The sequence below is a fragment of the Prosthecobacter sp. genome, from assembly GCF_044227185.1.
GTDB lineage: Bacteria > Verrucomicrobiota > Verrucomicrobiia > Verrucomicrobiales > Verrucomicrobiaceae > Prosthecobacter.
Genome location: NZ_JBGAFO010000002.1, coordinates 342,588 through 366,309, shown reverse-complemented (window position 1 = coordinate 366,309; position 23,722 = coordinate 342,588). Strand labels below are relative to the sequence as shown.

Genomic DNA, 23,722 nt, shown 5'->3' with positions numbered 1-23,722 from the left:
CAACGATCATCAACCACCGAGGACGATTGAAACTTCTTCTTCTCACTTCGGCACGATGGCCAGATAATTCCTCACCGTGCTCCAGCCGGGGAAGGAGCGTTCGCTCCCCGCATTCGTGCGGTAATAAAGGGCGGAGGAGTGGCCGCCGTCCAGATTGAGCGCACGGTTCACCGTGAAAGCCGGCATGATGCCCGGCGTGGTGAGCAGTTCGGAGAGTTCGCTCAGGGTGATGTCATGCGCGAGGCCGAAGAGCCATTGATGGCCGCCGTCGTTGGCGATGAAGGTGCGGGTGCTGCGCTTGCGGCGGTCGAGTCCGGGCACGGCCTGGCCGCCATCCACCAGACGCGGGCCGGCCTGGATGAGCTCGCGTGCCTGCTGTGGGTTTACCTCGGCATTCCAGAGAATTTGCGGGTGGGAGGTGACCACCACGGCCCCTGTCAGCAGCGGCCCGGTCTGCCACGTGCCGGTGCGCTGCCCCTGGGCGATCATGAGGCCCATGGGGGTGAATTCCGGCGTGAAAAAACCGCCATTCACACCGGCCACCGCCGCAGCACCCTGCATGCATTCGCTGATGCGGCTGCCACCAGACCAGTCCTTGGGCTGGTCAATGACCTTCAAATCAAACTGGCGGTCGTCAAAAACCACGAGCTGCAGTTTAAACGGGTGATCCTCACGACCGATCTTGTACTCGATCAGCGAAGCGTTGCCAAAGAGCGGCTCTCCTTTGAAATCGGAGATGGCCGACCAGCGCCCAGCCGGAGCGGTCTTGGCCTGAGCCTGCGCGGCCACCTCATCCGCTGAAGGATAACCCGGCACGAGAGACTGCGGCTGCGATGCCTCCTGGGCTGGAGGGGAGGACGACGGCGGCGTGGTGCAGCCAGCCAGCGCCAGAACAAAGAAGAAAAGCAGCGGGCGCATAAGCTCAGACCAGTGAGGCGAGTTGCTCCTTCATCGCCGCCAGCGCACGCGCACGATGACTGAGCTGGTTCTTGGTTTCGGCAGGCAGGACGCCGAAGGTCTCCGTAAAGCCCTCGGGAATGAAAAGCGCATCATATCCGAAGCCGCCGGCGCCGACTTCCTGCGTCAGCAGCCGGCCTTCCACACTGCCTGCGGTGACGTGGAGCACTTCTCCATCACGGGCCAGCACCATGCAGCATTGAAAGCGCCCGTTGAAAGGCGCGGTCTGCGGCACTTTCCCCAGCTCTGCCTTCAGCTTGGCGCGGTTGTCGGCGGCATTGGCATTTTCACCGGCATAGCGCGCGCTGCGCACACCGGGTGCGCCACCGAGCGCATCCACCTCCAGGCCTGAATCATCCGCCAGCACGAGCAATCCCGGAACACCACGGCTGCCGCTCACGGCTTTGATGATCGCATTCGCTTCAAAGGTGTCTCCAGTCTCCTCGTCCAGCGTCACGCCTGGGTGCGCCCGCAGATCCTCCACCTGCCAGCCATCTCCCAGAATGGCGGCGACTTCTTCGGTTTTGTGGGCATTGGACGTGGCGAAGACGAGCTGAGGCATGGCCTATGGATGGCGGGGACGGTGGAGATTTTCAACCGCGGGGGCTCTCTATTTATGATTTATGATTTACGATTTATGATTTCCCAAACGGCCGGGCCGCTTTCGAAATCGAGCTCCCCAAATCGTAAATCATAAATCGTAAATCATAAATCTCCCCTTCAGTGCATCAGCGGCTCCAGCAGCCTCTCCTCCGTGATCAGCCCCAGCGGCTGCTGCTTCTCATCCACCACGATCGCCAGGCGGCGGCCGGATTTGCGCAGGCGCTGCAAAGTATGCAGTGCGGGCAGGCTGGCGGACACGGCATCCAGGGTGCGCATGTGGTGGCGCACCAGGCGGTCGGGGGGAAGCGTCGCGGGAAGGTCGGTGGTGTCCAGCAGACCGATGAAGCTGCCGTTGTCCCCCAGCACGGGCAGAAGCGTGCAGTTTTGCTCACGTGCGGCGATCAGCGCCGTGCTCAGCGGAATCTCCGCCGCCAGGGCCACGCTGCGTGCCAGCGGCTGCATGACGTCGGACGTGCGCAGCTTTTTGTAGTCCAGCACGCGCTCAATGAGGTGCGTGGCATTGGGGGAAAGCTGATGCTGGGCGGCCAGGGCGTGCGCCAGAGCCTTCAGGTCGTCGCGTCCGCGCGTCTGGCGTGCCTCGCTGGGCACCTCAGAGGAGTCGGTGTGCTTCTTCCCGGCCACCACGCGAAACAAAGGACGCGCCAGACCCACGAGATGAATGAGCGGCGAGACACTGCGCATGGAGCGGAAGGGATAGCTGCGAAAGAGCTTCTTGGGCATGACCTCCAGGCCGATGAGAAACACCGGCATCGCGAGGGTGAAAGCGAGCACATATCCCCACAGGCTCGCATGATGAATGACGGGAAAAGCCACGAGCAGGAAGGCCGCGAGGTTGGTGAGGTGGTTCGCCACGGTGATGCAGCCGATCAGCGCATCGCGGTCCTCCAGCAGCGGCAGCAGGCCGCGTGCGCGGCGGTCTCCCGCGCTCGCCGCATGGCGCACACGCACACGGCTGACGGCCATCACCGCGCTCTCCAGGCCGGAAAGCATGAAGGAAAGCGCAAGACAGAGGATGAGCAGGAACCAGGTCATGCGGGAAAGCGGTGGTTAAGAAAGGGCGGATTTTCTGGTCGAATGACGAAATCAGAATGAGGAATGACGAATGATAAAAACACGGTGCTCGGGCAGCGGTGCATGTTTGGATCTTCCTTGGGTCTTTGGCGCATTGGACATTTCTTCGTCATTCGGAATTCTGGTTTCGTCATTCAGACGGAGGCTGATGAAATCAATGTCTGTTCATTCGGCGTCAGAGTCTGCTTCGGGCTTGGGTTTGAGGCGGAGCTCCACCTCCTGAATGCGGGCGCGCACGATGCGGCGCACTTTGATGTCAGCAGCGTCGAGGCTGATGCGCTCTCCCGGCTTGGGCACATGGCCGAGCTGGTTGAAAACCAGGCCGCCGATGGTGTCGATGCCGTCAGCCTGCAGCGCCACGTCCAGCTCCTCCCGCAGGTGATCCAGCCGCGTGCCGCCATCCAGCAGGAAGCGGCCGCCGCCCAGATCGCGGATCTCCGAGGTTTCGCCATGCCAGGGCGCGGCCTCATAGAGCAGCCAGTCGGCAATCTCGCGGCGCGTGATCATGCCTTCGAGCCCGCCATACTCGTCCGCGATGAGCACCGGGTGTTCGTCGTTTTGCAGATGGTGCTCCAGGGCTTCCAGCACAGGCATGGTTTCCGGCACAAAGGCGGGCGCGCGCATGAGCGTGCGCCACTCGGTTCGGTTCGCCAGCTTCCAGGCACCGACGTCGATCACGCCTTCCACGGAGTCGGGCGTCTCGCCGTAAACGATGACAAAGCGGCTGGCGGATTTCTCCAAGATGGCGGTGGCTTTCTGCGGCGAGTCCTCGCTGCTCATCAGCGCGAGATCCACACGAGGGATCATGCAGTCGCGCACGGTGAGGGCTTCGATGTCCAGCGCCTCATGAATCATGGCGCTCTCATCGCTGTCCAGCAGGCCCTGCTCCTGGCGCATTTCCACCAGCGTTTCAAATTCATCCCGTGTCACCGGCATGCGCACCTTCATATGGCGGGTCACAAACTTTTGCAGCAGCACGTCGGTGGTGCGGTCCACCAGGGCGGCCAGGGGGTCCAGCACGTTGCGCAGCGGATGCAGCAAACGCAGGCTGCCGAGCAGCACCACGGAGGGATTGCGGGCGGCGAAAAACTTGGGGGCCATGTCTCCTAGCAGGACCGTTGCCAAAAATAAGACAGATGAGGTGAGCCAGGCATTCCAGCCCAGCGCCCGCAGCGGGCCCGTGACCAGCCACAGGCCCAGCGCCGCCAGCGCCAGATTCAGCGCCGCGGAGAGCAGCAGCGTGCGGTGGAGCTGCATGAAAGGATTCGCGGTGATGGCGCGGAGCTTCCTGGCCACGGCGCCTTCACCTGCGGCGAGCAGCTGCGCCTCGATGTCCCGCGCGCTGTGGATGGCCGTTTCCGTGGCGGAAATGACCGCGAGCAGCAGCAGCAGCGCGAGATAGAGTAGAAAGGCGACAAACAGGGGCATCGAGAGGACGCATCAGTGTGGGAACAGCACTCACGGTCAAGGTCTATTACGGAACGGAATGTGCGTTCGTTCTTGCCAAAAATGCATCGGGCTGCTAGCAACGGGCGCAACCAACCATGCGCTCCATCCTCCTCTCCATCCTCGTCTGTGCCTTCACCAGCCTGCAGGCTGCCGACAAACTGAAAGTCCTCATCGTGGACGGCCAGAACAACCACAAGTGGGACATCACCACGCCGGTGCTGCGCAACGCGCTGGAAAGCAGCGGCGCTTTCACCGTCGATGTCAGCACCACGCCGCCCAAGGGCTCGCCGCCGGAGGCCTGGCATGCATGGAAGCCCGTGTTCAGCGACTACGCGGCGGTGGTGAGCAACTACAACGGCGAACCCTGGCCGCAGAATGTGCGCGATGCCTTCACCAAGTATGTGGCCGATGGCGGCGGCTTCGTCTCCATCCATGCGGCCAACAACTCCTTTCCCGACTGGAAGGAATACAACGACATGATCGGCGTGGGCGGCTGGGGCGGGCGCAATGAAAAGTCCGGCCCCTGGCTCTATGTGAAAGACGGCAAGCTCTTCCGTGACACCGTCGCGGGAAACGGCGGTGCCCACGGCGCGCAGCATGAGTTCGTGGTGGAGGTGCAGAATCCCGATCATCCCATCATGCGCGGCCTGCCCAAGCGCTGGATGCACGCGAAGGACGAGCTGTACAGCAAGCTGCGCGGCCCCGCGGAAAACGTGGACATCCTGAGCTATTCCATGTCCGATCTCAGCGCGGTGAATGAACCGAACAACATGGTACTGGGCTACCACAAAGGCCGCGTGTTTCACACCACGCTGGGCCATGCGGACTACTCCATGCTGGACCGCGGTTTTTACACCATCCTGCAGCGTGGCACCGAATGGGCCGCCACCGGCGATGTGGAGCGCACCGCAGCCGTGCCTGCGGATTTTCCCACGGAAACTACGGTGAGCGTGGTGAAGCTGGAAGGTTATCCCAAGCAGGAAGCTCCGAAGCCGAAGGCAAAGTAGCCCAGTTCCTTTGGAACTGGGAAGCGCTTTGCCAATAGCCAGCGCTGCAGACTACCGTGTGTTCTATTCGCGGCGGAGCTATTCCTTGCTGCACAGCAACAAGGCTACTTGGCTGCCGCCGCCACATCCCGGGCGATCTGCGCCTTCAGCTCATCCAGGCTGCTGAATTTCATCTCGCTGCGCAGGTGTCGCTTGAAGCGCACCTCCATGTCCTTGCCGTAGAGATCGCCGCTCCAGTCCAGCAGGTGCACTTCCAGCGAGGGCTCGGCATCGGCGGCCACGGTGGGGCGGCGGCCGAGATTGGCCACGGCAGGGAGCCACTGCGTCTCCGTGCGCGCCTCCACCGCATACACGCCCAGTGGCGGAAGCTGTTCGTTTTCGACGGCCACGTTGGCGGTGGGAAAGCCGAGCTGCCGGCCAAGCTTCTGCCCCTCCACCACGGTCCCGAAGACCGAGTATTCCCGTCCGAGGAAGGTGGCCGCCTTGGCGAAATCTCCACGCGCCACCGCCTCACGGATGAGTGTGCTGCTGACCACCTGGGACTCGATCTTTAAAGGCGGCACGCCGTAAACGGCGAAGCCATGCTCCTCTCCCATTTCCATGAGGAGATGGATGTTTCCCCCGCGGCCATGACCGAAGCTCCAGGTGTAGCCTACGGAGACACAGCCCAGCGGGCGTGAGGCGCGCACGAGCTGCTGAATGAATTCGCGGGCAGGGGTTTTTGCCGTTTCGGCGGTAAACGGGCACGCCAGCAGGCACTCGATCCCGGTTTGTGACAGGATGAGCTGCTGATGCCGCGGGCCGCAGAGCAGCCGTGGCGCTGAGCCCGGACGCAGGACCTGCACCGGGTGGGGATCAAACGTAACTACGACCGCAGTGCCATGATGCTGCGTGGCGTGTTCCTGAGCCGCCCGGATGACTTCCTGGTGCCCGAGATGCATGCCGTCAAACACCCCCACCGCCAGGGCGAGGGGACCGGGAAGGGTGGAAAGGGCGTCGATGGAGCGAAGAACCTGCATGCTGGGTTGGAGAAGCAGCCAATACCAGCGGTGATGCAGAGCGCAAGGCCACAAGGGCGTTCGGGCCGCCCGCGCTGCTTACTTGAGGTTGCTCAGGGTGCTCCAGAAGGTCTTCAGAACGCTCTGTTTGCCGAGGTTAAGGCTGGCCTTCACATCGGTGTGGGCGGTGCCGACGATCTGGGGCATCACTTCGCCGTAGGCGGGCATCGAGGTCCAGCCGAGGGTGATTTCCTTGTTGGAGGCAGTGGCGGTGGTGTTGTTCGTCTTCATATGATTCGTAGGTTTGAGAATTTCGAGGTGATTTAGGCGGTGAGATTCAGTTTTGAATGAAGCTTTGTTTACGCGTGTGAGAATCGAGTCACAAAAATGAGAATTACATGCCCGAAGGATGGCGGGGGCTGAAGCCAGCATAGTTGCGGCCCTGGGTGCGCCAGCGGGGACCTTCGCCAGCCACGCGACCGGAGGTGTCCATGCGAAGACCACAGATGGTGATGAAAACATGCTCGCCTGGCTTCACCCAGATCGTGATGAAGCGGCCCTGTCCAGGTTCGCCATAGTTGGCGAACTCCTTGCTGGACAGGCAGCGGTTCAGCAATCCTGCCTTCATAAGGACATAAGAAGTGCTGCTGCTGCAGTCATAAGCGCTGTCCTCAATGTTGCGATGGCCGGCACCCAGCACGTAGGGCTTGTTCTGGAGGGTGTTGGCGGCATACACGGCAAACTGGAGGGCCTGGGGGGCGGTGGCGCCGACCGAAGCGAAGCGGCCGTCGAAACGGATCTGAGAATTGCCAACGGCGGGGCGCGCGGCAGGGGCCTGCTGGGCGGCGGCGCGCTGGGCGGCAGCCTGAGCTGCGGCCTGGTCGGCGTAGTAGCGGGCCCATCCGGCCGCATTGGCCTGCTGCTGAGCGTTCCATGCGGCCCAAGCCTGCGCGTTAGCCTGTTCCTGAGCGTAAGCAGCCTGTGCCTGGGGGGCGGCATAGTAGCCGGCGGCATAATAACCATTCTGGGCGTTCGCGGCGGTGGCAACAGCGAGGAGGCTGACGGCGAGTGCGAGGCGGATGATTGTTTTCATGGCTGCGTAAGTGGTTCTTGCTTCTGCTAGTATTTATAGCAAAAACTAGAATCAATGCAACAGCCATATCAGAATTTGATCATAATTTTGTAAAAATGATAAAAATGATAGGCGGTGTTCGGGTCAATGGTTTGATAACCAATGATTTAGAAAAATGTCATCTGAGAGAGTGGACACGATTCATGTGACCTGAACCGATAAAAACCGCTGAAAAAGTCAAAAAAAGGCGGCCGATACTACAATCGGTCGGAAAATACGATCATTATAGAGAGGCCGGAAAATGACCTTTTTCTAATTCTTGCGCACCGAGCGTCTTCTTTGAGAGTGAGAGCCCATGAACTCATGCCCGCAGCCGTTTCGCGCCATAGTCCTGGCTTTCGTCCTGGCCACTGCGTGGGGGCGTGGCGCTGAAACGGTGGTGCATTATTATGATGAGGAGGGAATGCGCTACCTGACGCTGCGAAACACCTCCGCCACCGGCGTGGAGGTACTGCTGCGGAATGCCTCAGAACCGGGCTCGACCGGCATCTGGACAGGGCAGGGGAACCGCAAAGACAATGTGGTCACCTTTGCCGCTGCGGTGGATGAGGGGCAGGACCGCGGCTCGTATTTCATTGCCAAAGGCGGCGAGTCCAAGATGGAGGTGCTGTTCAAGCCCGGGCAGAAGATGCCGCAGGACGTGGGCATCCTCGGCATTTACCGCCGTGTGAGCGATGACAAGCGCCTGCAACTGGCGCGCAAGGAATTCCAGGCGGCGGAGGGCCGGCTGAATGCGGCGCTGAAGGAGGCACCCCACCTGTGGGCCGGCCCGGACAAGACGGTGCCTGGAGAGTGGAAGGCACGCTGGCCGTGGCTGCTGGGGCGGTGGATGAAGATCGCCTACCAGCCGCCGGAGCCAAAGCAGGTGAAGCCGGCGCAGCCTTTCTCTTCAGGCAAAGAAACCATCTCGCCTGAGAAGGATGCACAATACTGGCTCAAGCTGGCCCAGGTCACCGCAGTGGCCTATGCATTCGTGCTCCAGGCCCCAGACCCCAAGAGCATGGGGGCTTGGGACGGCGAGTATGACGACGGCTTTGGCGGCCACGTGAGCATCCGCCGTGCGAAAGACGGCAAGCTGCGAGTGAACCTCTCCTGCACTCGCGTGAATGAAAACCAGGGATCCGATCTGGCGGGGCAGATTCCGGCGGAGTCCGTGAAGACCAAGAACGACGAGAGCACGGCGGGCGCCGTCTTCATTGAAGGAGACGTGCCGGACGACGCGAAGGAGATCAGCATCACGCTGAAGCGCAAAGGCGGCTTTCTCTGGGTGGAGACCAAGCGCAAGGTGGCGCCGCCGGGAGCCTTGTCCTGGCACGATGGCATCTACCGCTGGTCGCCGGTGCCGGTGGAGCAGTAGGCGCGGGTACTGAGTGAACGCTTTGGGCTAAAGGGACTCATAGGTCGTATGGGACCTATCAATCCGAGGCAGTGCGCAGGTGCTCAGGCTGGCTTGCTCTTTTCCGCAGGCTTGCCCGGTGTCTCCACGAACGAAGCCACCGCCAGCAGGATCGCCGCGCACACCACACAGGAGTCGGCCACATTGAAAGAAGGCCAGGGGTGGAAGGGCCAGAAGCCGAAGTCAAAGCGCAGGAAGTCCACCACGTAGCCGTCGAAGAAAGTGCCGTCAAAAAGGCGGCCGCCATCGTGGTTGCGGAAGAGGCGGTCGGTGAGATTGCCAAAGATGCCGGAGACCAGCAGCGCCACAGCCAGCCGGCTGAGCTTGCCGGGGAAGAGGCCTTTGCCATGCATCACGTAAATGAAGGCGAGCGCTCCCAGCGAGATGGCGGCAAAGGCGTAGTTGGCATACTGCGTGCCATTGAACATGCCGAAGGCCACGCCGGTGTTGGACGCATGATGCAGCCAGAAGATGCCAGGGATGACCTCCTGCTCATGCTCATAGAGCCTGAAATGCTGCACGATCCAGCTCTTGGTGAACTGGTCGAGGATGTAAAGCGGCAGTGAAAGGAGCAGGAAGAGGCGGATCATGGGATAAATGACGAAACCAGAATGACGAGCCGAGCGAAGCGAGACAGACGACGGAAGGGAGCCCGGGGGGGTGAAGGAAATAATGACGAACGGAGGAAGGAAGAGAGTCAGGGGAGGTCTGACCTCATTCGACATTCATCATTCTGCATTCGTCATTGGCGCAGCATTTACGCGGGTTGAAGCACGACCTTGAGGAGCCCTTCCTTGTTATCGTAGAGGCGCTTGAACCAGCCGGCGCCTTCTTCCAGCGGGGCCACGGCGCTGAGCAGAGGCTCTACCTGGATGCTGCCGTCCTGAATGCGCCGGATCGCCTCCGGGTATTCGCCGGCGCAGGAGCAGGAGCCCTTGATGGTGAGCTGGCGGGTGACGACTTCCTGAAGCGGGAAGGGGGTGTTCGGCTGGAGATTCCCAATCAGCACCACCTGGCCGCCTTTGCGCACGCAGCGGATGGCGAGATCCAGCGGCGCGCCCGCGCCCACGACTTCAAAGCTCGCATCCGCGCCGTCGCCGCCGCAGATCTTGCGGATGTGCATGGCCAGGCCTTCCTGCTTCGCGTTGAAGGTTTCTTCGGCACCCAGCTTCCGGGCCAGCTCCAGACGGCTGTCGTCCAGATCCACCGCGATGACCTTTTCCCAACCCCGGGCCTTCAAGGCCTGCACGACGAGAAGGCCGATGAGGCCCGCGCCCACCACGACCGCAGTGCCGCCGATGCCTTCGTCCGAGTCGTCTTCCACCGCTGCTCCGTGCTCGCAGCCATGCGCGCAGTTTTCATCATGAGCGTGTGCTGTGAAGGCCTCTCCCACCTCGATGCCATCGGCCAGATTCACCGCATGCAGGGCGATGGACACGGGCTCGGCAAAGGCGGCCTTTTCATAAGAGAGCGCATCGGGGATGCGGTACAGGATGCGGGTGGGCAGGGCGATGCGCTCGGCAAAGCAGCCATGCCGGCGGTATTCGCCTGGGGAGACGCCCAGCACGCGGCGGTTCGGGCAGAGGTTCACAAAGCCCGCCTTGCACTCGTCGCACTCGCCGCAGTATTCGGTGGAGTCAAAGGTCACGCGGTCGCCGAGGTTCCAGCCTTCCACCCCTTCGCCCAGGGCGATGATTTCACCGGCTGCCTCGTGGCCCATGACGATGGGCATCTGGCGGCGGCCGCTGCGTCCGTCCATGCCGTGAATGTCGCTGCCGCAGATGCCGCAGGCGGCCACCTTCACCAGCACCTCGCCTGCGGCGGGCGTGGGGTCGGGGAAGCTGGTGTCGTAGTTGAACTCGGAGGGGGCGGTGAGGACGAGCGCTTTCATGGGTGGGGAGCGCGGATCATGCCTCGGGAGGGGCCGGAGGCAAGGGGGGAAGTCCGGCAATCTTCCTCTTCCTCCTACTCTTACTCCTTCTCCCGGATGGAGGACGACGAACGGAAATACAAAGGGAGGAAGAGGAGGAGGATCAGGAAGCGGCCCGGTGGGGCGTTGCTCGCGGTGCCATCATTCATCCCCACCCACCTTGCCACGCCCTTCTTTGATCCCTGCCCGGTGCCTCTTGCCCGCGACAAACCGGCGCTTCAGGCCACGCGGTCGCGCACGGGTCTGGCGGCGGAGTTTTTCGCGGTCGTTTTGGATTTCGAGCTGGGCGTTTTGGAAGATGGACTCCAGGCGGTCACAGAGATCCTGCCGGGCGATGAGGCGGTTCTGCGACTGCGAGCGCTCGCGCTGGCAGCGCACCTCGATGCCGCTGGGAATGTGGCGCAGCACCACGGTGGAGCTGGTTTTGTTGATCTTCTGCCCGCCCGCGCCGCCACCGCGGATGAACGACTCCTCCAGATCCTCCTTACGAATGCGGAGTTTCTGCATGCGGGCGCGGAGCGCGGGATCATCAGGCAGGTCGGCCATTTGGATAATATCAAGGGGCGCGAAGGAGGTTGCAACTAGCTCGTGAGTGGAGCGGGGAAGGGACGTGTGTCCAAAATGGCGAAACCAGAGCCGAACGAAGTGAGACAGATGACTGAAAGGAGCCCGAAAGGGGAGCGAAGCGAATCAATGGCGAATGACAAAGGAATGACGAATCAATGACCAAGTCTCAATGCGCTGTTTTTGGATCATTCGGGCTTCATTCGTCATTCCTCATTCTGGTTTCGTCATTTCCCCGTTCTCCCTCCAAATCCCCCCGCGCACCTTAAAAATTGCACTCCTCCCGCACCCCGCTATGGCTTGGCGATGGAAGAATACCACCGCCTGCTGCGCAAAGTGCTCGAACACGGAAGCTACCGTGAGGACCGCACCGGCACGGGCGCATACTCCGTCTTTGGCGAGCAGAGCCGCTATGACCTCAGCGCCACCTTCCCGCTCGTCACCACCAAGAAGCTGCACCTGCGCTCCATCATTCATGAGCTGCTGTGGTTCCTGAAAGGGGACACCAATGTGAAGTACCTGCAGGATAACAAAGTCAGCATCTGGGACGAATGGGCGGATGAAAACGGGGACCTCGGCCCCGTGTACGGCGCGCAGTGGCGGCGCTGGCAGGGCGCGCCGGAGGCGGAGACGCACGACCAGATTGCCCGCCTGATCCACGGCATCAAAACGAATCCCTACAGCCGCCGCCACATCGTCAGCGCGTGGAACGTGCCGCACATTGAGAAGATGGCGCTGCCGCCCTGCCACTGCTTGTTTCAGTTCTTTGTGGACCGGGGCAAGCTGAGCTGCCAGCTCTACCAGCGCAGCGCCGATCTCTTCCTCGGCGTACCGTTCAACATCGCCAGCTACGCCCTGCTCACCATGATGGTGGCGCAGGTTTGTGATGTGCAGCCCGGCGAGTTTGTGCACACCTTCGGGGACCTGCATCTTTACAAGAATCATCTGGAGCAGGCGAAGCTGCAGCTCACCCGCGAGTGCCGTGCGCTGCCGGTGATGAAGCTGAATCCTGCGGTGAAGGAAATCGATGCGTTTAAGTACGAGGATTTCACGCTGGAAGGGTATGATCCGCACCCGGCGATCAAGGCGGAGATTGCGGTGTAGGTTTGCAGGTTCAGCGATGCGTGCGCTTTGCGTTTTGGAGTGCTCCAGCCCTCTGGAGCTTTTTGTGGGCCATGGGACGTTCGAAAGCTCCAGAGGACTGGAGCACTCCAGGACGCTGGCGCGTGGTTTGGGTCACCAGTCTTGATCGACATCGTAGTCGTCTTCGACTTTCACCTTGTCGGTTTTGAAGCGTTGGATGGACTTCGCCATGGCTGCGCTGGTGGTTTGTTCGAACCATGCTGCCGAGCACCAGGGGTAGTCCTTGGCGGCTTGGACCAGTCCATGATGAACGGCGTTTGCATGGGTGTAGTTCAGCCGCGCGAAATATGAGGTCGGGTGCGTGAGCTGGGTCTCGCGGAAGTTATGCCAGACATTCCGGCCTGGCGTTTTGTCCAGTTTATTGACCCAGCCTGCGAGCTTCACATGCAGCACTTTGAGCATCGTTTGCAACGAAGCTGGATCTGCGGGTGATTTAGCGATGAAGTGGTAATGGTTCGAAAAAATCGCCCACGCTTCCAAGCTCCAGCCGTACTCTTTTGCGACAGCCAGGAGACCGCGCTGGACGACTTCAAGACGCCGGGGGCTGCGGAAATGATGCGCTTTGAGGTAGGTGGAAGCCGTCACAAAATAGGTGCCGCGTTCGGTGAGCCGATGCGGTGGCGCATGGGGCCAGTCAATGATGTGTGGCATGGGAGAAGGTTGCTTAAAGCCGAGGCGTTTGGCAAGTAGCGACAGCGGGCCCAGGGCGCCGCGTGCGCTTTGCGTTTTGGAGTGCTCCAGCCCTCTGGAGCTTTTCGTGGGCCGGAGGACGTTCGAAAGCTCCAGAGGACTGGAGCACTCCAGGACGCTGGCGCGGGTCATCATATGCCATGAGCTGAAAGATCGCCCTCGGTGGCACCTTTTCACGGAGATGAAATCTGCTGCCGCTGGATGCCTCCTCTTGCTGCTGGGTGCGCTCACTGCTTTACGTGCGGCTGATCCGCTCAAACCCACCCACGCCGATGTGCCCTACGGACCGCATGCGAAGCAGAAGCTGGACTTTTACCAGGCGAAGTCGGAAGCAGGAAAGCCGACGCCGGTGGTGTTTTTCATTCATGGCGGCGGGTGGCTGAACGGGGACAAGAACGGGTTCAACGGGCAGCGGCCTTATCTGGATGCGGGGATCTCGGTGGTGTCGGTCGGCTACCGGCTGCTGCCGGAGGCGGCGGCGGACGGGCTGGTGCCGCCGGTGCAGGGGCCGCTGCATGATGCGGCGCGGGCGCTGCAGTTTGTGCGCAGCAAGGCGGCGGAGTGGAACATCGACAAGGAGCGCATCGGCGCGACGGGGAGCTCGGCGGGCTCATGCAGTTCGCTGTGGCTGGCGTTTCATCCGGACATGGCGGATGCGAAGAGCGCGGACCCGGTGGCGCGCGAGTCCACGCGGCTGTGGTGCGTGGCGGTGGTCCGCGCGCAGACCTCGCTGGACCCGCGGCAGATGCGGGAATGGATTCCGAACAACAACTACGGCGCACACGCCTTTGGCTTCAAAGTCGAGGGCGGGAACAATGAAAGCGCGTATGCGGAGTTTCTGGGGAAGCGGGAGACGATCCTGCCGTGGATCGCGGAGTACTCGCCGTATGCGCTGCTGACAGCGGATGATCCGCCGGTGTACCTGTTTTACAACACGCCGCCGGCCATGGGCCAGCCGGAGAAGAGCACGGCGCACAGTGCCAATTTCGGCGTGGGCCTGCAGGAGCAGTGCCGGAAGCTGGGCGTGCCCTGTGAGCTGGTGTATCCCGGTGCGCCGGAAGTGAAGCACGCGGACGTGGCGGCGTATCTCATCGAGCGGCTGAAGGCCGCGACGGCGCGCTGATGCGAGGCACGGCGGGGGCGGCGTGCGGATTTCGTGCAGTTGTTTCCAGAGCGTTTCCACTTTCTGGCCCGTCATCCGGGGCTTGCTGGGGGAAAGCGGCTGAAGCGGCTTTTCGTTTCCGTTTCCCCCCCAGGGGGGGCTTTTTTTGGAAATGAAGACCGGGCGGGTTCCGAGGAGGGGGACGGGGCAGGGCGCGGCACGTTTTTGGGTGACAAAGGCATGTTATGGTATAAAACACCACTCAGACAGCCCGCCATGAGAGTGGAACGGGAGGGGTGGGTGCGCCTGCCTTTGGGAGTCAGGATTGAGGATGTGAGCACGGGCTGCGGGGCTGGCGCCCCTTTGTGTGAGCAGGAAGGACCCGGTAAGCCGAGGTGGAAAACCGGTTTCGCGCAAAAACAGGGGCGGGTTTTTGAGTGCGGGCAGATGCAGTGGCATGCGGGCACCCTCGCAGCCGGGCGGTCTGGCGGAAAGGAGGTGCAGGGGGATGGGGAAACCTTCCACGCCAAACACACCCGCCCTGCGGCCTGAGCGCCGGCCCTGGCGTGGAAAGGAGTGGGGACAGCCCCGCCGTTTGTGAGCGCGTCGCAGATGGTGTGAGGGCTGCCACGCAATGAGGTCCAGCCTGCGGGCGCACGCGCCACGTGTCAGGGGAGGGGCGGCGACAGTCAGAGGAGCTTGTTTGCGATCCAAAGAGAAGTATCGCCGCCGTTTCCAAAAAAGAGCCCCCTGGGATGGAAATGGGAAACGAACAAATGCGCAATCCGCAAGCCTGCGGCAGCTGGCACGGCCCGGGACCGTGGCTGCGGAGGTTCGTGCCATCAAATGGGCGTGGCACCGCCGTTTCCAAAAAAGAGCCCCCTGGGATGGAAATGGGAAACGAACAAATGCGCAATCCGCAAGCCTGCGGCGGCTGGCACGGCCCGGGACCGTGGCGCGGAGGTTCGTGCCATCAAATGGGCGTGGCACCGCCGTTTCCAAAAAAGAGCCCCCTGGGTGGAAATGGGAAACGAGCGGCGGTCCGGATCGAGAGCGGGCGACGACTACTGCGTGAGGCGCGGATCGGCGATGATTTCGGCGGTCATTTCCTTCAGGTGAGACGCCAGATTCGGATCGCTCTGGGCCGCCGCATATTCTGAGAGGGCGAGTGTCAGGGTGACCAGCCTGTTTTCGAAGTGCTGCTGGCTCTGGCCGGAATCCGGATGCTGTCTGATCACAGCCATCAACCGCTGATGCTCGGCGATCTTGCCCTTCAAATACCTGGCGCTGTCGCCGCAATGACGGGCGAACAAATCCATCTCGCCTGCGCTGAGGAGGGCATCCTGAACGAAGCGAAAGCACTGCTTGGCGAAAGCAGGCTGTGTTTCGTCCAGCTTTTTGAAGAGTTTCACCGACGCATCATCGGCTGAGAGGGTATGGTTGATGGAGACCACATCGTGAAACAGCTCTGGCGGGGCCTTGCCAGTCAGCACGGTCTGCGTGCCCTGATCTCTCAAGGCGGTGAGGGCGGCCATGGCGGGTGGATACTTTTCTCCCAGTCGCTTCCAATCGCTGAGTGCAAAGGAAAGGCGGACCCCATACTGCGCCGGGCTGATCCGCAGGGCGTTGGTGTGGTACCACTCGTGCCGCTCCAGCGCCGCCTCATATTCGCCTGCGCGGGCCAGGGCCTGGGCGTCCTGCAGCGCGCGTTGCGCCTCATCATCGGCTCTGGCGGATGAAATGAGCATGGCGGCGGCCGACAGCGGTAGAAGAAACTGGCGCAGGATTCGCATCCTCAAAATACGCCAGTCCCGCAGCACTTTCTCACGCTTTGATTTTCGAAACGATGCGGATGCCAGCGCTGGCCAGCAGGATCATCTGCCCGTCTCGATCATGCGCGCAAACTCCGCGAAGAAGTACTTCGCATCGTGCGGACCGGGCGCGGCTTCAGGGTGATACTGGACGCTGAGGACGGGGGCCTCGCGGTGGCGCATGCCTTCCACGGTGCCGTCGTTGAGATTGATGTGGGTGACCTCCACGTTGCTTGGCAGGGAGGAGGGATCGATGGCGAAGCCGTGGTTCTGGCTGGTGATGGACACCTTGCCATTGCGCAGGTCCTTCACGGGCTGATTGCCGCCGCGATGGCCGAACTTGAGCTTGAAGGTCTTGCCACCGTAGGCGTGGCCGAGGATCTGGTGGCCCAGGCAGATGGCAAAGATGGGCTTCACGCCGATAAGCTGCTTCACCTCCTTGTGGATGTAATCCAGCGCGGCGGGATCGCCGGGGCCGTTGGAGAGGAAGATGCCGTCGGGGTTCTTGGCCAGCACGTCCTTGGCGCTGGTGGTGGCGGGGACCACGTCCACGCGGAAGCCCTGCTGGCGCAGGCGGCGCAGGATGTTCCGCTTCACGCCGTAGTCATAGGCCACGATGTGGTGCTTGGCCTCAGGAAGGGGATGGCGCACGACGCCATCGGCGCCGGGCTCGCGCTTCTGGCTGGGGCTGGGGATGTCCCAGTCGCCGCTTTCAGTGCCTTCGGGGTCCCAGAGGTAGGGGGACTTGGTGGTGACTTCCTTGACGTAGTCGCTGCCTTCCATGGCCGGGCTGCTGGCGGCCTGCTTCACGGCCTCCTCCGCCGTGGCGGTGGTGGTGATGACGGCCCGCATGGCCCCGCGGGTGCGGAGGTGGGCGGTGAGGGCGCGGGTGTCCACGCCCTGGATGCCGGGGATGTTCCACTGCTTGAGGTAATCATTGAGGCTCTGCGTGCTGCGCCAGTTGCTGGGCACCTCGCAGAGTTCTTCGATGACGAAGCCGCGCACATGCGGCTGGTCGCTCTCCAGATCGAGCGGGTTCACGCCGTAGTTCCCGATCATGGGGTAGGTCATGGTCACAATTTGACCGCGATAGGAGGGATCGGTGAGGACCTCCTGATATCCGCTCATGGAGGTGTTAAAGCAGATTTCGCCGGTGTGGCTGGCATCGGCGCCGAACGCCGTGCCTTCAAACACCCGGCCGTCTTCAAGGGCGAGGAGGGCTTTCTTCATCAAGGTTGCTACGCTGGTCATAGCCAGAAGGACGGGGGGTGCAAGGGGGGAGAATGACGAAATCCGAATGAGGAATGACGAATGTCGGAGACGATGAGTGGTGGGGCTCGTCCTCGATCACGGCGCGTCGAAGGAGATGGCAGGGGGAAATGGCGAATGAAGAATGACGAATGCCTGGAGGTGGCCGCAAAGAGGCGCAAAATGGGGCAGGGGAGATGTGGAGTGCGGTCGCGAAAGGGGGGGACGACTGGAGCTACCGCTTTCCGGCGTGGAGGGAAGGGGGCGAATGACCAGCTGACGCCCGAAGGCGGGAGCGTGGAGGCTCTTGCTGGCCGGTGAACTCACGCGGGTCAGGAGACGCTCGAAAGCGGTAGCTGCGTTCATTCTTCACTCCGCGACCGCACTCCAAGATTCCTGGTCCGTCCGGTTACTTCTTCTCCTCAGTCTCCAGCCGTGGAAACAGCGGCACAGGCGCGCCGAGCTGGTGGCCGCTGGGCAGGAGGCCCCACTTGAGGTCGCTGACCTTGAAGCCTGCGGGCAGCTCCCAGCCGATCTGCGCGCGGGCGGTGGCCATGGCGGTGGGCATGATGGGGCTGAGCAGCACGCTGACGTGCGTGAGCGCCTCGGCCAGGTGGTAGAGCACGCTGTCCAGGCGGGCGGCCTGCGCGGGATCTTTGGCGAGGCCGAAGGGCTTGGTGCTGTCCACAAACGCATTCGCGTGCGTGACGATTTTCCACGCGGCGGCGATGCCTTCGTGGATGTCCCAGCCGTTCATCTTTTCAAGGTAGAGCGGTACGGCTTCGGCGACGGTCTGGCGCAGCGATTGATTGATCTCGTCATCGTAATCGCCGGGCGTGAGGACGCCTGCGCGATATTTCTGCGCCATGTTGAGGGAGCGGTTGAGCAGGTTGCCCAGGCCGCCGGCGAGTTCCTTGTTGTAGGACATGTCGATGCGCTCGCCGCTGAAATCGGCGTCGTAGCCGGTGGCGATGTCGCGCATGAGGTAGTAACGCAGGCCGTCGGGCGTGAAGGTGTCTGCGAGCACGTTGGGATCGATGACATTGCCGAGGCTCTTGCTCATCTTCGCGCCCTTCACATTCCACCAGCCGTGCACCACGAGCTTGGGGATCTGCTCGTCCGGGAAGCCGAGGGCGTGCAGCATGATGGGCCAGTACACGGCATGTGCGGGCACGAGGATGTCCTTGCCAATGATCTCGGCATCGGCGGGCCAGATTTTTTCAAACTGCGGCAGGCCTTCATTGCCCACTTCATCGGCCAGATAACCGGCGAAGCTGATGTAATTGGTCAGTGCATCAAACCACACGTAGTTCACGAACTTCTCGTCAAAGGGCAGGGGAATGCCCCAGCTCAGGCGCTCCAGCGGACGCGAGATGCAGAGGTCCTGCGCGGCGCCTTCGAGGGAATTGAGCACGTCATTGGCGCGGTGCGGCGGATAGATGAAATCGGGGTTGCCGCGGATGTAGTTTTTCAGCCACTCGACGTGGTCGCTGAGGCGGAAGTACCAGTTTTCCTCCTGCAGCTCTACCACTTCGCCCCACTCCTCGCCGAAGCTGCCGTCGGGGCCGCGTTCTTTGTCGGTAAGGAACTGCTCCTGACGCACGGAGTAGAATCCGGCGTAGCTCTTTTTGTAAAGCTGGCCGCAGTCGTGCAGCTTTTGCAGCATGGCCTGCACCACGCGCTTGTGCTTGATGTCGGTGGTGGCGGCCCAGCCGTCGTAGCGCACGTTGAGCTTGTCCCACAGCGCTGTGAAGTGCTGCGTGACGCCATCGACGAATTCCTGCGGTGACTGTCCGGCTTTGTCGGCGCTTTTTTGCACCTTCTGGCCGTGCTGATCCACGCCGGTGAGGAAGTACACCTCGCGCCCGTTCAGGCGCTGAAAGCGGGCCATGACATCGGCCAGCACCTTCTCGTAAGCGTGGCCGATGTGCGGCGGCGCATTGGTGTAGTCGATGGCGGTGGTGATGTAGTAGGGCTTCATGGTCAGGCTTAGGTCTTTCCATGCCGCCCTTCGCGGCGCAATTCAAGTCCTCCTGCGCGCGAATGCGCGGGAGAACTTGCCTCAGTGGACCATGCTGCCGATGCCGATGCCCGCCAGCATCAGCAAAAAGAAGAAGGCTCCTATGATGACATAAATGAGCGTGATGATCCCATAAAACTTCCAGAAGCGCCGCTGCTCCGCGAGCGCTGTTGTCAGGTCGCCATACGATTTCGTTTCGGCCAGCCGGCTGATGCCCGAGGCGTAATTGCTCAGCTTCAAAGTGGGGTAAATGATGAGCAGGGCGGTGATCCCAAAAAACACCATCATGAAGACCAGCATGCCAAAGCCAAGGCCGCCTTTGCCGTTCTGGGCCAGGGCGCCGGCGGAAACCACTCCAAGGAGCAGGTTTCCCACAATGGAGAGGAGAAAGAGCGCGCAGAAGATCCACATCAAGACCGAGATGAGACGCACCCAAGGCTTGGTGCCGATGAGCTCGGTGATGACAGGTACAGGCACTGCGCCGAGGGGAGTGCCCAAAGTGTTGGCGGTGGGGGCGGCGTAGGGATTGGTGCCGTCTGGCTTCTTCAGCGCCGCAGGCTGCCTGACCGGAGCACTGAGGGGAGAGGAAATGGTGGGGACGGTGACGGCCGCGGCCTTTGGCGCACCGCCGTCCGGGACGATCTCAGAGACTCCCTGCCAGCCGGACATTCCTTCCCGCCAGGCCCAGTCGGAGGCGAGAAAGAATCCGGTTTTCAGACCTTCTTGAATCTGGGAGGCTTCAAAGGAGCCAAGCTCCTGACCGTCGCGGGTGACCAAATAGGCGCTCATAGGTGCCCGTTTTTTAACCGCCAGCCGCCCCGGATGTCGAGATGATTTTAGTCAGAAGAAGGTCAGATTCTGGCGGGAATTGGGATCACTTCGGCAGCATGGTGAGATACTGGTCGTTCATCTGCTTCACCTTGGCGCGCATGGGTTCGAGCTGGGGCTGCAGCTTGGCGAGTTCGGCGGTGGCTTCGGCGATGATTTTGTCCTTCTCGGGGATCTCCTTCGTGGCGGCGGCGATGGTCGTCTCGGCGTCGGTCTTCTTCTTTTTCGCGCCTTCAAAGTCGGCGCTGGCCTTGGCGACCTCGGCCTTCTTGGCATCGAGCACCTTCTGCTCCGCCTCCAGCTTGCCATGGGCGGCGGCGTAGGCCTGCTCCAGTGGCGGCAGGGCGGTCTTGGCGGCGGCGATGGCGGCATTCAGCGGCGCGATCTTGGCGGCAGAGTCTTTTTCCAGCGCGGCGGGGGTGGCCTGCTTTTCAGCGAGGGCCTTGCCCTGGGCTTCGATCTCCTTCTGGATGGCATCGCGCTGGGCGCGCAGCGGGGCGGCCTTTTTGTCCGCGGAGGCGAGTTCGTTTTTGGCCTGCTCCAGCTGCTGGCTGGCATTTTTCACCGTCGTCTGGGCCTTGCTCACATTCTGAGCGCTCGCAGAGCTGGCGGACTTTGCGGCATCACGGACTTTGGCGGCTTCATTGCGGGCGGTCTTTTTTGCGCCGGCTTCGCCTTCAGCGGCCTTGATGGCGGCCGCCACATCAGCGGCGGCTTTTTCTGCTGCGGCGACTTTGGCGGTGAGCGCGGCGTCACCGGCTTTGGCGGCCAGTTCTTTCTTCGCGGCGCCTACGGCATCGGCGGCGGGCTTTTGCTTCGCACGGGTGTCGTTCACGGCTTTGTCGGCCGCGGTTTGTGCGGCGGTGGCGGCAGCCAGGGCGGCCTCCGCGTCTTTGGCGGCCTTCTCTTTATTAGCGAGGTCGGCCGTGGCATCTGCGTGTGCTTTCTTGGCGGCAGCGAGGGCGGCGTCCTTGGGGGTGACGGCGTCCTGCCTGGCCTTCACAGCCTTCTCAGGGGCGTCCAGCTTGGCGGCCACTTCAGAGAGGCTTTTTTTCCTGGCGTCGATGAGCTTGGCGATGTCCTCCGCGGCCTTCTTCGCAGCGGCGATGCCCTCGTCCTTCGCTTTGCCGGCGGCGGCGATTTCGGCCTCCTTGGTGCTGATGATGGTCTTCTGCTCGTTCACCTTGGCGGCAGCTGCGGCATCGGCGTCGCGGGCGGGTTTGATGGCGGTTTCCAGGCCGGCCTGCTCGCCCTGCACTTTCTTCAGAGCAGCTTCGAGTCCGGGCTGCGCGGCGGTGGATTCCGCGATGGCTTTCTTGGACGCTTCAATGCGTGCCGCGGCGGAAACTTTGGCGGCCTCGGCATCCTTCTTCGCTTCGGTGAAGTCGTTGAAATCCGCCTCCAGCTTCGCCAGCTTTTCTTTTTCCGCCAGCACGCTGGTGTTGAACTGGGCGGCCTTCAGGGCGGTGGGCACCTTCTGCAGAATGCCAATCTCATCACTGGCGGATTTTGCCGCGGCCTGGGCATTGGCCAGATTGGTTTTGCCGGTGGCGGCGTTGCTTTCGGCGTTCTTGATTTTGTCAGGGCCGGCCTTCACCAGCGCGGGCAGCTTCGGCAGCTCGGCTTTCTTGGCGGCGATGCCTTCGGCGGTGGCCTTGATCTTGGCGTCGGTCTCCGCGATGAGCTTGTCGAGATCCGCCGTGGGCGCGGGTGCGGCGCCCAGTTCGGCCTTCGCCTTCGCGAGGGCGGCGGTGAGCTGATCGGCCTTTGCCTTGGCAGGCGCTATCTTCTGCTGCTCGGTCTTGGCGGCGGCGAGCTTGGTCTCGGCGTCCTTCACCTTGGCGGTCAGCGTGGCGTCACCGGCCTTGGCAGCGAGTTCTTTTTTGGCGGCCTCCAGCGCGGCGTTGGTGTCGGCCACGGCCTTGTCGGCAGCAGCCAGCTTGGCGGCCTCCGCGGCCACAGGGGCCAGCTCTTTCTCCTGGGCGGCGATCTTGGCGGCCTTTTCCGTGTGGGCCTTGATGGCGGCGGTGCGCGCAGCCTTGTCCTGATCTGCCTTCGTGCGGGCGGCTTTCAGGGCGGCCAGAGCCTTCTCGTCATTGGCGATTTCTCCAGGAAGATTCTTGCTGCGCGCCTCGGTGGCGGCGACTTCGGCACGGACTTTGGCCAGCGCCGCATCGCGCGCCTTGGCATCGGCCTCGGCGGCAGGGATGGCGGCCTTCAGTGCCGGCAGCTTGGTGGTGAGCTCGGCCAGACGCTGCTCCGTCTGCACGATGCGCTGGGCGATTTGCGAGGGATTGCTGGTGAGCTGACCTGCCTCCGTAAGCGCCGGGGCGCCGAGGTTCCAGAGCTTGATCTCGCCACGCCAGTTGGCGGAGATGGCGGTCTTGGAGTCAAAGAGGGCGACGACCTTGGTGACGAGATCTCCCTGACCCGGGGCTTCGCCGAGCTTGTTGCCGTTGATGTCCCAGACACGGACGAGGCCGTCATTGCCGGAGGAGACGATTTTGCCATCCGGGGTGAAGGAGACGGACTGCACGCCCCCGCCGTGAGCGGCCCAGTTCTTGACCAGCTTGCCTTCGTTCATCTCCCAGGTGCTGATGGTGCCATCCATGGAGCAGGAGGCCAGGATGTTGGAGTCCGCGCGCCAGGCCACGTCCACGCAGGAGCCTTTGTGCTGGCCCAGGATGTAGAATTCACCGCCGTTGTCGGCCTCCCACACATTCACATTGCCATTGCGGTCGCTGGTGGCCAGCAGCACGCCGTCCGGGCTGAAGGCCGTGCTCATGACCCACTCGGTGTGCTTGCTGATGACGTACTCTTCTTCGCCGTTGGCGGTGTTGTACACCTTGACCTTCTTGGAAGGGCTGCCGATGACGATGAGCTTGTGGTCCGGGCTGATGTCAGCGGACATCACCTGGTCAAACTCCTTGCCGACTTCGGTGATGCGCCTGCCGGTTTTCACATCCCACACCACGGCGTGGCCAAACTTGCCGCCGCGACCGCCGCCCATCACGAGCAGGGAGCCATTGCGGCTGAAGCGCAGGCTGCGCGCATAGCCTTCGGTGTAAGGGAAGATGCCCACGAGCTGCTTCGTGTCCGTGTCATAGAGCAGGATCTGCTTCGGCGCGGCCAGGGCCATCAGCGAGGTCCAAGGGCTGGCGGCCATGGCGGTGATGGCGGTGGTGTGCTGGGTGACGATGACGGGCTCCAGCAGCACATGCTCCGGCTTGGCGATGGGGCCTTCCGGCTTGCCGCTGGTGACAGCCACGGCCATGTCCACCTTCGGCTTGGCAGATTTTTTGGCGATGCTCGACTTGGTGTCCAGGACGCCGCCTTTGACCCAGGCAGCAAGGAGATCCAGGTCCTTCTGTCCCAGCGGCGCGCCCTCCGGCGGCATGAAGGGTTCCTCCTTCTTCGCACAGGTGGTCCAGATGCGGCTGCTGTCAGGATTGCCCGGATCGACGACGGATCCGCCGCCGCCGCCAGTCATGAGCGCGCCGAAGCTGGTCAGGTCCAGATCGCCCTTCTTTTTGTCGGGATTGTGGCAGGAAAAGCATTTGTTTTCCAGCAGTGGGCGGATGTGATCCTGATAGGTGATCTTCTCGGCAGAATCCTGGGCATGAAGGGACACTGCGGCGAAGGCCGCGCAAGTCAGCGAAAGGGTGGTTTTGGACAACATAGAAGGGGTAGCGCCGAGAATTACGCAGCATAGGGCCAAAGCCTTTCGCGCCTTCCCTTGCGCAGGGTATGCA

20 protein-coding genes are annotated in these 23,722 nt (G+C 62.3%); 4 read left to right on the top strand and 16 right to left on the bottom strand.

Annotation, left to right across the window (positions count from 1 at the left end; genetic code table 11):
• Window positions 1–42 precede the first annotated feature (42 nt).
• From ACILSQ_RS05985 to ACILSQ_RS05970, 4 genes are all read right to left on the bottom strand, one after another.
• A complete protein-coding gene (locus tag ACILSQ_RS05985) occupies window positions 43–918 on the bottom strand; it encodes a phosphodiester glycosidase family protein (RefSeq protein WP_395742679.1) in 876 nt (291 codons plus the stop codon).
• Window positions 919–922: 4 nt separating this feature from the next.
• Window positions 923–1,519: a non-canonical purine NTP pyrophosphatase gene (locus ACILSQ_RS05980; protein WP_395742678.1), complete on the bottom strand. Its 597-nt coding sequence runs from the start codon at window positions 1,517–1,519 to the stop codon at window positions 923–925.
• Between the two features lie 158 nt (window positions 1,520–1,677).
• Entirely contained in the window at window positions 1,678–2,613 is a 936-nt protein-coding gene (locus tag ACILSQ_RS05975) for a CNNM domain-containing protein (protein ID WP_395742677.1), read from the bottom strand.
• Window positions 2,614–2,817: 204 nt separating this feature from the next.
• Window positions 2,818–4,080 (bottom strand): CNNM domain-containing protein, encoded by a 1,263-nt coding sequence (locus ACILSQ_RS05970; RefSeq protein ID WP_395742676.1) that lies wholly within the window; start codon window positions 4,078–4,080, stop codon window positions 2,818–2,820.
• A gap of 116 nt (window positions 4,081–4,196) precedes the next feature.
• On the opposite strand from ACILSQ_RS05970, the gene ACILSQ_RS05965 reads away from it, so the two are divergent.
• Complete coding sequence (locus ACILSQ_RS05965; protein WP_395742675.1) at window positions 4,197–5,108, top strand: ThuA domain-containing protein; 912 nt, start codon at window positions 4,197–4,199, stop codon at window positions 5,106–5,108.
• A gap of 104 nt (window positions 5,109–5,212) precedes the next feature.
• On the opposite strand, the gene ACILSQ_RS05960 is transcribed toward ACILSQ_RS05965, so the two are convergent.
• The 3 genes from ACILSQ_RS05960 to ACILSQ_RS05950 all read right to left on the bottom strand — a co-directional run bounded on the left by ACILSQ_RS05960 (window position 5,213) and on the right by ACILSQ_RS05950 (window position 7,199).
• Entirely contained in the window at window positions 5,213–6,127 is a 915-nt protein-coding gene (locus ACILSQ_RS05960; protein ID WP_395742674.1) for a bifunctional riboflavin kinase/FAD synthetase, read from the bottom strand.
• A 78-nt stretch (window positions 6,128–6,205) separates the two neighbouring features.
• Entirely contained in the window at window positions 6,206–6,397 is a 192-nt protein-coding gene (locus tag ACILSQ_RS05955) for a hypothetical protein (protein ID WP_395742673.1), read from the bottom strand.
• A gap of 103 nt (window positions 6,398–6,500) precedes the next feature.
• Window positions 6,501–7,199 carry a hypothetical protein gene (locus ACILSQ_RS05950; RefSeq protein ID WP_395742672.1) on the bottom strand — a complete coding sequence of 233 codons (699 nt, stop codon included), beginning with the start codon at window positions 7,197–7,199 and terminating at the stop codon, window positions 6,501–6,503.
• Between the two features lie 334 nt (window positions 7,200–7,533).
• Between ACILSQ_RS05950 and ACILSQ_RS05945 the strand changes: the two genes are divergently transcribed.
• On the top strand, window positions 7,534–8,595 hold the full coding sequence (locus ACILSQ_RS05945) for a hypothetical protein (RefSeq protein ID WP_395742671.1): 1,062 nt from the start codon (window positions 7,534–7,536) through the stop codon (window positions 8,593–8,595).
• An 83-nt stretch (window positions 8,596–8,678) separates the two neighbouring features.
• On the opposite strand, the gene lspA is transcribed toward ACILSQ_RS05945, so the two are convergent.
• The 3 genes from lspA to ACILSQ_RS05930 all read right to left on the bottom strand — a co-directional run bounded on the left by lspA (window position 8,679) and on the right by ACILSQ_RS05930 (window position 11,110).
• Window positions 8,679–9,224, bottom strand: a complete 546-nt coding sequence (gene lspA / locus ACILSQ_RS05940; RefSeq protein ID WP_395742670.1) for a signal peptidase II — start codon at window positions 9,222–9,224, stop codon at window positions 8,679–8,681.
• A gap of 167 nt (window positions 9,225–9,391) precedes the next feature.
• Window positions 9,392–10,525, bottom strand: coding sequence for a galactitol-1-phosphate 5-dehydrogenase (locus tag ACILSQ_RS05935; protein ID WP_395742669.1), 1,134 nt, complete (start codon window positions 10,523–10,525; stop codon window positions 9,392–9,394).
• 180 nt (window positions 10,526–10,705) lie between these two features.
• Window positions 10,706–11,110: a peptide chain release factor family protein gene (locus ACILSQ_RS05930; protein ID WP_395742668.1), complete on the bottom strand. Its 405-nt coding sequence runs from the start codon at window positions 11,108–11,110 to the stop codon at window positions 10,706–10,708.
• A gap of 324 nt (window positions 11,111–11,434) precedes the next feature.
• Here ACILSQ_RS05930 and ACILSQ_RS05925 point away from each other — a divergent pair, with 324 nt between their 5' ends.
• Entirely contained in the window at window positions 11,435–12,232 is a 798-nt protein-coding gene (locus ACILSQ_RS05925) for a thymidylate synthase (protein ID WP_395742667.1), read from the top strand.
• A gap of 132 nt (window positions 12,233–12,364) precedes the next feature.
• Here the strand turns inward: ACILSQ_RS05925 and ACILSQ_RS05920 are convergent, their stop codons facing one another.
• Window positions 12,365–12,922: a transposase gene (locus ACILSQ_RS05920; RefSeq protein ID WP_395742666.1), complete on the bottom strand. Its 558-nt coding sequence runs from the start codon at window positions 12,920–12,922 to the stop codon at window positions 12,365–12,367.
• Window positions 12,923–13,142: 220 nt separating this feature from the next.
• Between ACILSQ_RS05920 and ACILSQ_RS05915 the strand changes: the two genes are divergently transcribed.
• Entirely contained in the window at window positions 13,143–14,084 is a 942-nt protein-coding gene (locus ACILSQ_RS05915) for an alpha/beta hydrolase fold domain-containing protein (protein ID WP_395742665.1), read from the top strand.
• 1,043 nt (window positions 14,085–15,127) lie between these two features.
• Here ACILSQ_RS05915 and ACILSQ_RS05910 read toward each other — a convergent pair.
• From ACILSQ_RS05910 to ACILSQ_RS05890, 5 genes are all read right to left on the bottom strand, one after another.
• A complete protein-coding gene (locus tag ACILSQ_RS05910; protein WP_395742664.1) occupies window positions 15,128–15,811 on the bottom strand; it encodes a hypothetical protein in 684 nt (227 codons plus the stop codon).
• A gap of 126 nt (window positions 15,812–15,937) precedes the next feature.
• Window positions 15,938–17,104, bottom strand: coding sequence for a glutamine-hydrolyzing carbamoyl-phosphate synthase small subunit (carA, locus tag ACILSQ_RS05905; RefSeq protein WP_395742663.1), 1,167 nt, complete (start codon window positions 17,102–17,104; stop codon window positions 15,938–15,940).
• Between the two features lie 427 nt (window positions 17,105–17,531).
• On the bottom strand, window positions 17,532–19,103 hold the full coding sequence (metG, locus tag ACILSQ_RS05900) for a methionine--tRNA ligase (RefSeq protein ID WP_395742662.1): 1,572 nt from the start codon (window positions 19,101–19,103) through the stop codon (window positions 17,532–17,534).
• Window positions 19,104–19,184: 81 nt separating this feature from the next.
• Window positions 19,185–19,931 carry a DUF5362 family protein gene (locus tag ACILSQ_RS05895; RefSeq protein ID WP_395742661.1) on the bottom strand — a complete coding sequence of 249 codons (747 nt, stop codon included), beginning with the start codon at window positions 19,929–19,931 and terminating at the stop codon, window positions 19,185–19,187.
• Between the two features lie 85 nt (window positions 19,932–20,016).
• On the bottom strand, window positions 20,017–23,649 hold the full coding sequence (locus tag ACILSQ_RS05890; RefSeq protein ID WP_395742660.1) for a c-type cytochrome domain-containing protein: 3,633 nt from the start codon (window positions 23,647–23,649) through the stop codon (window positions 20,017–20,019).
• Between the last annotated feature and the right edge of the window lie 73 nt (window positions 23,650–23,722).

Coding starts and splice junctions, on each gene's coding strand:
- ACILSQ_RS05985 (WP_395742679.1), bottom strand. CDS start 918: ATGCGCCCGCTGCTTTTCTTCTTTGTTCTGGCGCTGGCTGGCTGCACC.
- ACILSQ_RS05980 (WP_395742678.1), bottom strand. CDS start 1,519: ATGCCTCAGCTCGTCTTCGCCACGTCCAATGCCCACAAAACCGAAGAA.
- ACILSQ_RS05975 (WP_395742677.1), bottom strand. CDS start 2,613: ATGACCTGGTTCCTGCTCATCCTCTGTCTTGCGCTTTCCTTCATGCTT.
- ACILSQ_RS05970 (WP_395742676.1), bottom strand. CDS start 4,080: ATGCCCCTGTTTGTCGCCTTTCTACTCTATCTCGCGCTGCTGCTGCTG.
- ACILSQ_RS05965 (WP_395742675.1), top strand. CDS start 4,197: ATGCGCTCCATCCTCCTCTCCATCCTCGTCTGTGCCTTCACCAGCCTG.
- ACILSQ_RS05960 (WP_395742674.1), bottom strand. CDS start 6,127: ATGCAGGTTCTTCGCTCCATCGACGCCCTTTCCACCCTTCCCGGTCCC.
- ACILSQ_RS05955 (WP_395742673.1), bottom strand. CDS start 6,397: ATGAAGACGAACAACACCACCGCCACTGCCTCCAACAAGGAAATCACC.
- ACILSQ_RS05950 (WP_395742672.1), bottom strand. CDS start 7,199: ATGAAAACAATCATCCGCCTCGCACTCGCCGTCAGCCTCCTCGCTGTT.
- ACILSQ_RS05945 (WP_395742671.1), top strand. CDS start 7,534: ATGAACTCATGCCCGCAGCCGTTTCGCGCCATAGTCCTGGCTTTCGTC.
- lspA (WP_395742670.1), bottom strand. CDS start 9,224: ATGATCCGCCTCTTCCTGCTCCTTTCACTGCCGCTTTACATCCTCGAC.
- ACILSQ_RS05935 (WP_395742669.1), bottom strand. CDS start 10,525: ATGAAAGCGCTCGTCCTCACCGCCCCCTCCGAGTTCAACTACGACACC.
- ACILSQ_RS05930 (WP_395742668.1), bottom strand. CDS start 11,110: ATGGCCGACCTGCCTGATGATCCCGCGCTCCGCGCCCGCATGCAGAAA.
- ACILSQ_RS05925 (WP_395742667.1), top strand. CDS start 11,435: ATGGAAGAATACCACCGCCTGCTGCGCAAAGTGCTCGAACACGGAAGC.
- ACILSQ_RS05920 (WP_395742666.1), bottom strand. CDS start 12,922: ATGCCACACATCATTGACTGGCCCCATGCGCCACCGCATCGGCTCACC.
- ACILSQ_RS05915 (WP_395742665.1), top strand. CDS start 13,143: ATGAAATCTGCTGCCGCTGGATGCCTCCTCTTGCTGCTGGGTGCGCTC.
- ACILSQ_RS05910 (WP_395742664.1), bottom strand. CDS start 15,811: ATGCTCATTTCATCCGCCAGAGCCGATGATGAGGCGCAACGCGCGCTG.
- carA (WP_395742663.1), bottom strand. CDS start 17,104: ATGAAGAAAGCCCTCCTCGCCCTTGAAGACGGCCGGGTGTTTGAAGGC.
- metG (WP_395742662.1), bottom strand. CDS start 19,103: ATGAAGCCCTACTACATCACCACCGCCATCGACTACACCAATGCGCCG.
- ACILSQ_RS05895 (WP_395742661.1), bottom strand. CDS start 19,931: ATGAGCGCCTATTTGGTCACCCGCGACGGTCAGGAGCTTGGCTCCTTT.
- ACILSQ_RS05890 (WP_395742660.1), bottom strand. CDS start 23,649: ATGTTGTCCAAAACCACCCTTTCGCTGACTTGCGCGGCCTTCGCCGCA.